The sequence below is a fragment of the Variovorax sp. GW823-FHT04F07 genome (genome assembly GCF_058795995.1).
Map to the genome: position 1 here is coordinate 1,743,792 of NZ_JBXAIG010000001.1, position 13,835 is coordinate 1,757,626.

General features: G+C 73.7%; 1 protein-coding gene. It reads right to left on the bottom strand.

Annotated elements, in window-relative coordinates; all coding sequences use genetic code 11:
* Positions 1-45: 45 nt before the first annotated feature.
* Positions 46-13,698 carry a filamentous hemagglutinin family protein gene (locus AC1RAA_RS08185; RefSeq protein ID WP_492727564.1) on the bottom strand — a complete coding sequence of 4,551 codons (13,653 nt, stop codon included), beginning with the start codon at positions 13,696-13,698 and terminating at the stop codon, positions 46-48.
* Positions 13,699-13,835 lie beyond the last annotated feature (137 nt).

The window sequence follows — 13,835 nt, forward strand, 5'->3', positions numbered from 1 at the left end:
CCTTCTGTTTTTTCGCCGGCGCGGGTAGCGCAAAGGTTCAGCGCCTCAGCGTTTCAGCCCCCGCTGCTCGCCCGGCGTGAGCGACTGCATCTGCGCGGTGGTGAGCGCGCCCGCGCCGAGCACCTGCACCACGCCCTTGGGGTCGTAGGCCGCGCCAGTGCGCTCGCGGCCGGCACCGGCGCCGCCCTCGCCGCCCGCGGGCTCGTTGCCGAAGCCGAGCACGCGCACGGTGAACACCGAGGGCAGTGCCTGGCGCTGCGCCGCGCGGTCGCGCTGCACGGCGTCCTGCGCCGCGGTGGCGGCCTGCGAGGCGGCGGCGCTGGCGTTGGTGAGCGCGCCCACGTTCACCGCCGCCACCACCGGGACGCCGGTGGACTTGCCCTGCACCTGGATGTTCTCGGCGTTGGCCACGCGCAGCGCCGCCAGGTTCACGTTGCCCGACACGCGGATGCCCGCCTCGCCGGCGTCGATGGTGCCCAGCGGCGCGATCAGGTCGATGTCGCCCGGCGGCACCTCGGGGATCGGGTTCAGCGTGGCGATGCCGGCGCCAGTGTTGGGCGTGGTCGGCGACAGGCTGACGTTGCCGGCGTCGTCGTACAGGCGCCGCTGCGGCGTGTAGACCACGGTCGACTTGGAGCCGCGACCGGCGTTGATGTCGCCCTGTGCCGACCAGGCCAGGATGCCGCCGCCGAAGGTGGTGAAGATGCGGCTCTGGCCCAGCAGGATGCTGTCCAGCGAGTAGATCTGCACCTCGCCCGCGCCCTGCGTCAGCACGCCCGAGCCCTCGCCCGGCACGAAGCCGCCGTCCACCCCCACCAGCGTGCGCCCGCCCGGCACGAGGATGTTCACGTTGCCGCCGAAGTTGGTGTGGATGCCAGCGTCGAGCGCGTCGTACACGCCGATGTCGCTGGGCCGGCCGGCGGCCGTCCAGGCGTCGCGCCGCAGGTAGCTCTTGCCGGCCTGCGGGCGCTTGGTGAACGGGTCGGAGCTGCTCGCGTAGTAGTTGGCGCTGCTGAACATGGTCAGGTCGCCCTGGTAGCGGCGCGCGCTGCCGTCGGCGCCCTGCGCGGGGAACAGCGTGGCGATGGCCTCGCGCCCGCGCAGGTAGCTGCCCCGGCGCGGACCGCCCTCTTCGTTGTACTCGCGCCCGCCGGCGCGCAGCTCGGCGAAGTACACGTTGCGCAGGTACACCTGCTGCTGCTCGGGCGGCAGCGCGGCGAAGAAGGCCTGCGCGTCCATGGTGGCGGCGTCGAAGTGGCGGCCCTGGCTGTTGCTCCCTCCGAAGCGATCGCGCAGCCAGTTCACCAGGTGCAGGCCTTCGGCCAGGCCGAACTCGCGCACCAGGTCGCGGCGCGTGCTGCCACCGCCTTCGCTGCGCTGGCCGTCGATCTCGGCCTGCTTGCGCTTCAGGTAGGCATCGGCACCGGCCTCGTCGCCGCCGTAGCCGAACTGCTGCGACAGCCAGCCGGCCAGCGTGAGCTCGCCGCCGTAGCTGTACAGCGCGGTGCCGGGCTGGTCGGCAAAGGGCTGGCCGCTCGCGGCGCGGCGCTTGGGGTCGAGGTAGCGCGCGGCGAAGCCAGCCCAGTCCGGCCCGTCGCGGCCCACGCCCACCGCCACCGAGATGCCGGCGCCGCTGCTGCGGTCGCCCGGCTTCACGTTGACGATGGCGCCCAGGCTCTTGAGCTCGCCCTTGTCGGCCATGTACAGCTCGCGCCCGGCGCTCAGTACCAGCTCGCCGGGGCCGGCGATGTGGAAGCTGCTGTTGCGGATGTCGCGCCCGGCCTCCACCACCGACACGTCATCGGCGTGGCGGTGCACGATCAGGTTGCCGCGCGCCGAGGCGGCGTTCAGCGTCTGCGGCTGCGGCGGCAGTTCCGGCCGGCCGGGAAAGTCGCGCCCGCGCCAGCCCGCGCCCTCCGACGGCACGAGATCGACCTCGCCCAGCGCGGTGCCGGCGCCGACGATGTCGCGCCCGGCGCGGATCGCCACCGGGCCGGCGCCTTCGTACCAGAGCCCGTTCGGCGTCGCCACGCCGGTGTTGGAGCCGCGGTAGACGATCGAGCCGGTGCGCAGGCCCACGATGTCGCCCTCCAGCGCATAGAAGCGCGACGGCGGCTGGCCCGCCGGCGCCACGTCGGCCACGCTGGGCGAGGTGAGCGTGAACAGCGGAAAGCGCAGCCACGAATTCTGGCCGTCCAGTGCAATGGAGGGCAGCAGCGCGTCGGCGGCCGTGTTGTGGATCAGCTCGCGGCCGTACCAGAGCTCGCCGCCCAGCGCGGCGAAGCCCGGCTGGAACGGGTCCACCAGCCGCGACGGATCGGCGCCCGAGGGCGTGATGGTGTAGCCCGCCGCGTGAATGGAGTCGCGCGCCAGCAGCTCCAGCTGCGCGGTGCGCTTCACCGCGTACTGCGGGCCGACCGGCGACGGCGCCAGCGTGAGGCTCCAGGGCGACAGCACCGGCCCGTTGCTCGATTCGTCGCGCACGCCCGAGCTCGCGCTGCCGTAGTACAGGCTGCCGCTGGCCGCCAGCGCGCGCAGCACGGCCGGGTAGACAAAGCGGCCGTCGGTCGCCTGGTGGTTGGTGCGATCGCCCAGGTCGGTCCAGCCCAGCGTCGGCGTGAGGTTGCCGCCGGCGCTGAACAGGTCGATCGCGGTCGACGGCGTCCACAGCGAGAACCAGGTCCAGCCCTCGCCCGGGTGCTTCGTGCCGTTGGCGCTGAAGGGCGTGCCGTGCGTGAGCGTGGGCACACGCCCCGGATCGGCCACGCCGCCCAGCACCAGGTCGCCGCGCGCATCGAGCCGCACGCCGGCATCGCCGGGAATCAGCACCGGGCCGCCCGAGGCGATCGACGAGCCGGCGACGTAAGGGCTGAGCGCGCGCGAGTCCTTCGGGCCGGGCGTGCCGAAGTCCAGCTCGATGCCGCCCACCGCACCGCTTTCCAGCCGCAGCGCGCCGCGCAGGTTGGCGAAGACCCCGTTCAGGTCCAGCCGCATGCGGTCGTAGCGCTGGAGGCTGCCGGCCTGCCAGGTGGTGCTGGCGGGCACTGCGCGCACCTCGGGCGCCGGGTTCAGCGTGCCGCCGATGCGCACGTCCAGGTCGCCGCCGCCGGTCAGCAGCAGTTCGCCCGCGCGCGTCACGCGGCCGGTGCTGCCCACCGCGAGATGCAGGCCCTGGCTGCGTGCCACGTAGGTGGCGCTGTGGTCGCCCATCTGCTCCATCATCCCGGCGTTGCCGCCGGTCTCGAACACCAGGTTGCCGCCGCCCAGCGTGCCGATGCCGGTGAAGCCCACCAGGTAGGGCCAGAGGCCGCCGAGGTCGTAGGTCGTGCCTTCGTGGCCCGCGACGTAGCTGCCGAAGTTGATCCACCACGCGGTGGGCACGCCCTCGGCACCCGGCACCACGCTGCCGGTGCCCTGGCGCCACAGCCAGTTGCCGAGCATGGCGCTGGGCATCTGCTTGCGGAACACGCCCAGTTCGTCGGTGGTGCGGCGCATGTTGCCGCGCACGCCGATGGTGTCGCCGCGCGCATCGCCCTGCACGCGCATGCGCAGGTTGCCGCCGTGGTCGGGGTACCAGGCGCGGTACAGGCTCTGGCTGTCGACGAACTGCTCGAAGATGTCGTAGCCGCCGTTGAGCACCGTGCCTTGCGGACCCTTGGCGCGCGGCAGGTGAAAGTCGGCATCGTCGGCGCGCGCCGCGGCGCGGGTGCCGGCGGTGTAGATGCCGTAGGGCGAGCGCTGCGTGAAGTCGTTGCCGGCCAGCAGGTCCAGGTCGCCGGTGCCGGTGCGCACCACGCTGAACAGCGGCTGGCGCACGGGGTAGGACTTGAAGTCCCAGACCTCGGGGGTCTCGGAGACCAGGTCGCAATAGCCGATGTCGCACATACCCCAGGACACCTCCTCCGGCGTGAGGATGCTGCCCAAGCTGCCCCAGCCTTCGTCGGCCGCCTGCTGGTTCCAGGACCACACCTTGCCGCCGGAGACCAGCTGCTTCGTGAAGGCGTTGCCGTAGTGCGTGTCGGCCAGCAGCAGGTCGCGCTGCGGCCCGCGCGGCTGCAGCGCGCGGCTGTCGGCGGCCTGCGTGTCGGCGCCGGCCACCAGGCGCATCGACCACGACTGCGAGCCCTCGGCCAGCATCGGCGCGATGGCGAAGTTGCGGCCCTGGTTGCCGTCGCCATCGGCCAGGCGCAGCCGCACCGACGCCGCACCGCCGGGCAGCACGACCACCGTCTCGGCCGGGATGACGGCGCCGCGCTGCAGCGGCACCTCGCGCGCCAGCACCGGGCCGTTGTAGCGGTAGAAAGGCGGCTGGTTGACGTCCAGCACCGCGCCGTCGGGGAACGGCAGCGGCACGCCGACCGGCCACAGCATGGGGCCGACCTTGGCCGCGCCCGCCAGCCGCACGCCGGGGTCCAGCTGCATGTTCACGCCCAGCACGAGCGGCTGCGCCAGCACGGTGCCGGCCGCATGAAGGACCTGGCCGGACGCATCGCGCACCGCGCCGCCGAGCACCGTGCCCGCGGGCAGCGTGTAGCCCTCGGTGAGCACCGCGCGCACCGGCAGCACGGTGCCGGCCGCCAGGCTCATGGCCTTGAGCGGCGCCTGGAAGTTGAGCGCGCGCCCGGGCTGCAGGAAGGTGTTCTCGGCCAGCGTGACGGCGCCGCCGCGCGGCACCACCACGTCGCCGCCGAAGGGCACGCGCCCTTTCAGCAGCACCCAGCCGTCGTCGTCGCGCGTGGCCGGCAGCGCCGAGGTGTCGAAGCCGTCGTTGATGCTGCCGTGGAGCTTCAGGTTGCCGCCCGCGCGCATCACCAGCGCGCCGGCCTCGCCCGAGCCGTAGACGCCGGTGCGCTGCGTGCGCGCATTGAGGCTGTCGTAGCGGAAGGCCGAGAGGTCGAGGTCGCCGTCGATCTGCAGGTCGCCGTCGGGCGTGCGGCTCACGATCTGCACGCCGGGGCGCAGGTGGAAGGCATCGCCGTAGGCGCGCAGGCCGGCCAGCCGGCCGTCGACCAGCGCGCCGTTGGCCAGCACGTTGCGCATGAAGGCCGTGCTGTCCTCGTGCTTGGCCTGCAGGTAGGCCTGGTCGATGCGCTGGTAGGGCCGCCCGCTGATGTCCGGGTCGGTGCCCGTGGGCGCGTCGTCGTAGCGGAAGAAGCCGTTGACGGTGATCGTGCGCGCGCCCTCGATGCGCTGCGTGCCGCCGGCGTCGATGTCGATGTCGTTGCCGCGCGCGCCGCCCAGGCGCGGCGCGTTGAGCTCCACCGTGCCGAAGGCGCGCGGCGTGCCGTCGGTGCCGGCGCGCAGGTCCATGCGCGCGCCGTTCTCCAGCACGAGGCGGCCCTGGCCGCTGTCGATCTCGATGGTGGCGCGGTTGGGCGCCTCGATGGTCTGGCCGTAGCTGTCCACGCGCAGCCGCGTGCCGTGTGCGTCGAGCAGCGCGTTGCCGGCAATGGTGACGCCGTCGCGCGCCGCCAGCCGGATGCTGCCGACCTGCACGCCGCCGGCGTCCACGGTGCCGGCCACGGTGAGGTGGCCGCCGTCGACCGACAGGTTGATCTCGCGCGCCTTCAGCTCGTCGGCCACCACCAGGTCGCCCTGCTTGAGCTGGAAGCTGCGCTCGCCGACCACGCCGTCGTCGGTCAGGCGGCGGTTCAGGCCGGCGAAGTCGGCCAGGCGCTGCGCGCGCACGTCGATGCGCCCCGCCGCGTAGGGCACCGCCGTGCCGCCCGCGTCGTACTCGCCGCTGCTGCCGCCGGCAATGCGGCCCAGCAACTCGACATGACCAGCACCCGCGCCCAGCGCGGTGACAGCCAGCCGGCCGGCGCGGTTGTTCTGCGCCGACAGGTCGATCTGCGCGCCCTGTGCCTGGCGCACGTTGCCCGTGCGGCTTTCGATTTCCACGTCGCCGCCCCAGCTGTACTTGTCGACGTCGAAGAAGCGCAGGCGCCGCCCGGCCAGGTCCAGCCGCGCGCCGTCGTGCAACTGCACATCGCCGTCGGCGCGCAGCACCAGCTTGCCGCTGGGCAGCACCACGGCGGTGTCGAGCGCCACGCTGCGCCCGTCGATGGCGATTTCGGCGCCGAGCGCGCGCGACGCGTCGGCGTCGGTCATCGTGGCCGGCTGCATGCCTTGCGGCGCGGCCACGCGCACATCGCCGCCGGCGGTGTAGCGCATCACCGAGCCGGCCTCACCGGTCAACAGCGGCGTGTCGATGCGCAGCGCGCCGCCCGTGCGCACATGGCCCTTGGCGGCCTCGTCCCACGCGCCCTGCGACTGGTAGACCGAGAGCGAGCCCTTCTGGCGCGCCGTGACCTGCTCGCTCGCGTTGAGTTGCACCTCGCCGAAGCCCAGCACCAGCCGGTCCATGTCGTGCACGGTGTCCACGCGCATGTCGCGCGCGGCGCCCAGTTCGATGCGCCGGGCGTCGATCTGCAGCCGGCCGCTGCCGGTGCCCGCGCCGCCGGTGGCCACCAGGCCGGGCGGCGTGCGCGTGCCGTTCCACACCAGCACGTCGGTGTGGATGCGCGCCACGCTGTCGGCATCGCCCCAGCCGTAGATCGCGGGCGTGGTCAGCATCAGGCGCGCGATCGTCGACTGGCCGGTGGCGGGGTCGATGGTCGACAGCTGCGTCGAGCCGAAGAAGTTGACCGCGTCGCGCACGGTGAACACCAGGTTCTCCAGCGCCGGCGCGCCGGTGCTGGTGTCGCCGCGCAGCAGGCGGTCGAGCACCGACTGGTTCAGCGTCAGGCCCGGCGGCAGCGCGCCGCGCGCGGCGGCGTCGCCCAGCGCGCGTTCGCCGCCGACGTTGATGCCACCCAATGCAAGCACCAGGTTGCGCGTGCCGTAGCGCGTGCTCTCGCCCAGCGTGAAGGCCTGGTCGGTGGCGGCGGTGATGGTGCCTTCGGAATACAGCCGCGCGCCGGCGCTGCAGCTGCCGCTGGGGGCGCACACGCCGATGTCGATGCGGCCGGGGCCCGTTTGTCCGCCGCTGGACGCGGACGGCGGCTGGATGTCGATCCAGCCGTTGGACACCGCCAGCACGCTGCGCAAGCCCGGCTCGTAGATGTAGCCACGGCGCGAGTCCCAGGCCGCCGGCCCGCGGCCCAGCGTGTCGATGCCGGCACCGGACTCGACGGTGATGCCCGAGTCGCGGCGGTCGGTGACCAGGAACACCTCGCCCGCGCGCAGCACCGCGCCCTCGCGCAGCACGATGCCCTCGGCGGCGCCGCTGAAGCCCAGGCGGTTGGCGTCCCTCAGCCGGTCGGCCGCGGTGGCGTCCTGCACGAAGGTGCCCGCCGGCGCGCCGCCGATGGCCAGCTGCGCGGCACCGATGGCGTTGAGGTCGCGCGCATGCAGCGAGGTGCCTTTGAAGTCCGGCGTGGGTGCGGCGCCGTCGCCCAGCACCTCGAAGGAGCGCGCCGTTCCGCCGAGCACCAGCGCCGTGCCGCCCATGCCGTCGCCCACCGTGGCGTAGCGCGCGGTGCCGGCGAAGCGCAGCGCGGGTTCGCCGGGCATCTCGCCCGCCGAGCCCTTCAGGCCGAACTGGAAGCGCAGCGCCTTGGCGTCGCGCTCCAGCAGCGGGCGCGGCACGCCGTCGCGCAGCGCCTGCGCCACGGCGAAGTCGGCATAGCCGGTCTCGTTGTACTGCGCGTAGGTGCGCAGCACGTCGCCCGGCGTGAACACCGCCTGCAGCGGCAGCGCGTCGTGGATGCCGGTGCCGGCCACGCCCAATTGCGCGGGCGCGGTGTAGGAGCCGTTGCGCATCGCCGTCGCGCTGCCCGGCGCGCCGACCTGCGCAGCCAGCCCGTTGAGCTCGACGCGGAAGGCGCCGGGCAGCAACGCGTAGGTGGACGGCATCAGCGTGTAGCGGCCCGGCGGCAGGCCGGGCACGCCGGCGCCGATGGTGATCTGCCGGCCCACTGCCGGATCGCTCGCGCCCTTCTCTGCGCCGAGCGGCGCCTGCAGCGGCTGCACGCCCGGCACGATGGCATAGACCGGGTTGGTGGCCAGGCCGGGCAGCACGAAGCCCTTGCGCTGCGCGCCCACCTGCACCAGCGGGTGCATGCGCGCGTCGGTGGAGCCGCCGCGCCCGGCCAGGAAGGCGGTGCCGGTGAGCGTGCCGCCGCCCGACATGTCGAGCACCGCGCCCTCGCGCACGTCCACCGCGTGGCCGGACAGCGTGATGGCCGGGCCGACGCCGGGCACGCGGTAGGCCACGTCCTTGCCGTTGAAGAGATAGGTCAGCCCGTCCTGCGTGCCGCCGTAGGGCATCAGCAGCCCGTCGGCGCTGACCGAGGTCAGGCTGCCCGCATGCAGCTGCACGCTGCTGGTGGAGGTGTCGCCGAAGACGCTGCCCAGCGCGATGCCGCCCAGCGGCGCGCGCAGCACGCCGCGCTGCTCGATGTGGGCGGCGTGGAAGGTGAGCGAACCGAAGGCCGACTGCGGCATGGCCGGCGTGTCGCCCACGCGCTCGATCACCAGCCGGCGGTTCATGTCCATCTCGGCCTGGCGGGTGCCCCACTTGTCGATGACGTTGCGCTGGCCGACCTGCACCAGCCCGCTGTCGCCGGTGGCCGGATAGATCTGCGCCGCCGCCAGCGTGAGGTCGCCCGGCACGTAGAACCTGGCGTTGTTCGAGAAGCGCAGGTCGCCGCTGCTGCGCAGCAGCGTGCGGTCGAAGGCGTTGCGCTCCACGACCAGGTCCTCGGGCACGTTGCGCACGATGGTGCCGCGCACGCCCTGCTGCACCATGCCCGCCAGGTCGATGAGCTGCGCGTCCAGCCGCAGCGAACTGCCGGCCGACACCAGCGGCACGCCCAGCGTGCCGGCACCCCCGCCGGCGTTGCGCGAGCCGAGCACCGGGTTGGGCAGGATGTAGTCGTCAATCTGGGTGCGCCCGCTGGCGGCCAGGCGGATGTAGGGCGCGGCCAGCGTCACGCGCGCATCGGGCGCGGACGCATCGGCCAGGGCCAGCGCGGTGGTGGTCAGGCGCAGGCTCTGGCCCAGCGAAAGATCGACGCTGCCGTCGAAGGACAGCATGCCGTGGCTGAGCAGCGACAGGTTGTCGAAGCCGCCGTCGCGGATGCGGTCGACGCCGATGCGCGCCGTGCCGTAGGCCAGCGCGCCGTGCGCCTGGCCCGGGCGCAGGCCGGCGGCATCGGCCACCGCGCTGCGACCCTGCACCTGCGCCAGCAGCATCTCGCGCGGCACGCGCACCGCGTCGTCGACGTTCTCGCCCTTCAGGTTGTAGCGCGCTACCTGGCCGTAGATGGGCGTGTCCAGGTTCAGCGCCAGCATGCCGCCGGCCGCGCCCGCGCCGCCCGCGGCGGCGCGCATGTCGCCGTCCAGGAACAGGCCGCGGAACGAACTCAGCGCGATGGTGCCGCCGTGGCTGGCGACCTCGGTCGCGCCACGGCCCGCCAGGTCGAGCGTCGCCGAGGTGCCCGAGGCCTCCAGCCGCGCGCCGGGGCGCAGCACCACGAAGGCATCGGCCGCGTCCACCTGCGTGGCATCGAGCACGTGGCGCCCGCCGATCTCGATGGTGCCGCCGTTGGCCACCTGGCCGTAGCGATGGCCGCGCGCGTCGGTGGCCACCACCGGGCGCGCGGCGACGTCGATCAGCGCGTGCTCGCCGATCCAGTACGAGCGTGCGTTGGGCATGCCGTCGGCCAGGTTGCGCGCGTTGCCCATGCCGTGCTCGCCCGGCAGCAGCGCGACGCGCCCGCCCCAGGCCGAGAGCGTGCCATCGACCGTGATCTGGTCGTTGCCGCGCAGCGTGAGCGTGCGGCCGGGGTCGAGCGCGATGTGGGCGCCCTCGCCCACCACCAGCGGCGCGCGCTGGTAGAGCGTGCCGGCCTCCAGCGTCAGGTCGGCGCCGGCGCGCTGGGTGAGCTTCTGCTTCACCGGATCGTCCTGGTACACCGGCGGCATCCACAGCGGCAGCGCGATGGACGGGTCGGCGCCGGTGGGCGCGAGCGCGCCGGCGACGGGGTCGAAGCGCTGCACCGGCATGCGCACGTCCACGCGCGCGCCGTCGGCCACGGCCACGCCGTCCTGGCCGCGCACCGTGTACTGCGCGAAGCCGCTCTGAAACAGGTCGGTGTCCAGGCGCAGCAGCGGCTGCACCGCGACCGCGCGCGGCAGCGCGGTGCCGGCGACGATCGGCGTGCCCGCGGGCATCACGGTGTCGGCGGCGGCCACCGTGCCGGCCTTGTACGACGTGGTCTTGGCCGGGATCGGCAGGCCCGAGGGGAACACGTCCCTGGGCAGCACGTAGCCCTGGGCCAGCAGGGTGATGGCCGCCAGCACGCTGCCGGCCGGCACCGTCTGGCCCGGCTCGTAGCCCTTGCCGTCGAGCAGGAACGCCTGCGTGCCCGGCGGCACCACCCAGTCGGCGCCGGTGATGACGGTGCGCGCGTTGCTGACGCCGGGTTGCACGCTCTCCTTGAGCGCCTCGCCCGGCAGCGCGCGCGACACCGTGACGGCGAAGTCCATCGGGATCTCGCTGCCGGCCGCAATCACGTAGTCGCCGGCCAGCCGCAGGTGCACGGTGCTGCTGCGTCCCGCCGCGAGCTGCCCGTCGCCGCCCGCGGGCAGCTCGCCGATGCCGATGGCCGCGCCGTTGGCCAGCGTCAGCTTGCCGCCGCCCTTCACGCCGTGGCCGCGCAGTTCGCCGTCCATGCGCAGCGTGCCGGGGCCCGCGCCTTCGTTGCCGGGCTGGGCCGCCATCAGCGTCACGTCGCCGCCGCGGCCGCCGCGCAGTTCGTTGCCGGCCAGCAGGGCCGCGCCGCCCGACACGTCCACCACGCTGCGCGCGCCGAGCACCACATCGCCGGTGCTGCGCAGCGTGACCTGCCCGCCGTCCACGTAGGGCAGGCCCTCGATGCGGTCGGGCGACTGCGCGATGTGGCTCCACAAGCCGCGCGCATCCAGCCGCACGCCCTCGCCCACCACCACGCGCGGCGCGTAGCCGATCGGCAGCACGTCGGCGATGGAGATGTCGACCCAGCTGCCGCCGTTGGCGCTGGCGAAGCGGCTGACCAGGTCGCCCAGCGCGATGCTGCCGCCGCGCGCGACCAGGTCGGCATCCACCGTCACCGTGGGCGCGTGCAGCGCGATGCTGCCGCCGGGTGCGACGGCAAGGGCCGACGTCACCGCCACCGTGTCGTTCGCATAGGCGACGACGCCGCCCAGGCGCTGGCGCTGCAGCCACCGGCTGTCGATGCGCACGTGGCCCGCGAGGTCCTTCGGCAGTGCCTCGCCGGCGGCCAGCGCATCGGCCAGCGTGGCGGGCGAGATCGGCGCCTCGGCGAAGGTGACGCGGTCGACCCGCGCGGAGGGGTTGTCGCGCAGCAGGCCGGTGGCGGCGTCGTAGACCGGCGCCACGCCGCCGATGACCAGGCGCCCGGCCAGCGGGGCCGCGGTCTGCAGCTGGCGGTAGCTGTCCAGGCCGGCATCGCGCTTGCGCTGCTGGCGCTCGCCCTGGAACACGGTGGCGTCGATGTCGCCTTCGAGCACCGCGGCGCGCGTGCCGACCTGCACCTGGCCGGCATCGCGGCCCACGGTGTAGCCGTTTTCCAGCCGCTCGCGCGGCGCGATCAGCGGGTTGTAGAAGTAGCCGGTGGTGGTCTTGCCCCAGCGCGCGTGCTCGTCCTCGAAGCCGCGGTACAGGCCGGTGTAAACGATGTCGGCCGGCGCGGTCGACAGGTTGTACAGGCGCCCGTCGGGGCCTTTGAGCCAGCTCTGCTGCAGCCGGCCGGTCTGCACGTCGAGCGTGCCGCCGGCCACGTTGATGCGCGAGCCGCGCTGCGTGACCAGCTCGCCGCCAGCGAAGGCCACCGTGCCGCCCGACGCGGCCCATTCGCCGACGGTGTGGCCGTCGGTGTTGAGGTAGCCGCCGACCTCCAGCAGGCCGCCGCCGGTGTACCAGCGCTCGCCGGCGTAGCCGTTGACGCCGGCCGCCACGCGCACGAGGTCGCGGCGGTCGATCCACATGTCCAGGTTGTTCAGGCGCTTGCCGTCGCGGTTGAGCGGCGCGTCGCGCTGCTCGTTGCCCTGCACGTTGATCTTCACGTTGTTCGACGCCATGGCCACGCCGACGCCGACCGCGCCGGCCACGTCGATGGCGGCGCCGCTGGCCACGCGCGTGCGGCGCGCGGCGCGCGCCTGCACCTGGCCGCCGGTGGCCAGGGTGAGCGAGCCGCCGTCGAAGTCGATGTCGCCGGCCGAGTCGATCTTCACCAGCGACTGGTCGCGGCGGTTGTAGCCGCCGTCGCTCAGGCGCATCGAGTCTTTCAGCAGGGTGTCGCGCTGCACGTCGAGCGCGGTGGCGCCGTCGTTCTCCAGCACGATCGCGCTGGTGCTCTGCGGCGCCAGCGTGACGCGCGCCTCGCCGGCTTCGCCCACCGCCCGCAGGTGCAGCGTGCCGCGCGTGTTGACCGAGCTGCTGGACAGCAGCACGCCCTGCTGCTCCACCGTCTTGCCGACCAGGGTCACGTCGCCGGTCGGCGCGGCGATCAGCCCGGTGTTGCGCACGCGACCGGCGGCGCTGCCGGCCGGGCGCAGCGGATCGACCTCGTTGCCGCGCGTGCTCGAGTCGCTGTTGCCGTCGGTGCCCATGCCCTTGCGGATCACGAAGGCGTCGCCGGCGGCCAGCACGGTCTGGCCGTTGGCGGTCGTGATGCTGCCGTGGTTGTGCGCCTCGCGCCCGGCCAGCAGCACATAGCCGCCGCCCTCCGTCACGCTGGTGGGCCGGCGCGTGGCGATGCGCGCGCCGGGCGCCACCACCACGTCGGCGGTGGCCGCGCCGTGCGTGGCGCCGGTGGCGTGGAGCACCAGGTCGTTGGCCAGCACCGGCACCTGGGTGCTGCCGCGCGTTTCGCTGTACAGGCCGCGCTTGAACTGCGCGTCGCTCATGCCCACGGCCGCGGCCACGAGGTTGCGCGTGTCGACCTGGCTGCTGCCGCTGAACACGATGCCGTTGCGGTTCACGACCATCACCGTGCCGTCGGCCTGGATCTGCCCCTGGATCTGCGAAGGCCGCGCCTTCGGGTCGTTCACGCGGTTGAGCACCGACCAGCTGGCCTGCTGGTCGAACTTCACCGTGGTGTTGCGCCCGACGTTGAAGGTCTCCCAGTTGAGGATCGCCTTGTCGGCGGTCTGCTCGACCGTGACCACGGTGCGGCCCGCGGCCTGGCGCTGCGAATCGGGCGTGAGCGGGCGCGCGTTGTGCCAGCCGGCGGTGAGCGAGTTCGTGTCGACCTTCAGGCCGCCTTCGGCCAGGCCGTCGGGCACCGACGGATCGTGCTGCGCAGCCGCGCGTGCCGCAGCCTGCGCCGACTGCTGCGCCGCGATGGCGCGCGCCGCCAGGTTCAGGTTGCCGAGGGACTGCTGCAGCTGTTCGTTGGCACGCTGCTGCTGCGCCTGCGGCCCCGCGAGCATCGCGGCCGGCAGGCCGTTGGGCAGGCGGCCGGTGGCGAGCGCGGTGCTCTGCGCCATGTTCTTCTGCGCCATCCACGCGCCGCTGAACGCCTGCTGCGCCTGCGCGCCGTCGAACGCGGCGCCGCCGGCCAGCAGCAGCGCGATGGCGCGCACCAGCGGCGTGAGCCGGACCTGCGCGAATGCGGCGGACGAATAAGAAGAAGAGGACGCGTTCGGCGGATTGCGCCGGGACACCGTGCGGCGGCTGCTGCGTTGCATGCGGACTTCCATGGGTTCGTGTTTCGTTGCTCGATCGGGGCCACGAAGCGCAAGGGCCCGTGGACTACCGAGCTATGACAGCGAAGGTCCGGCGCGACTGCACCATGTCACGAAATCTTCACGAACGCGCGGATCGG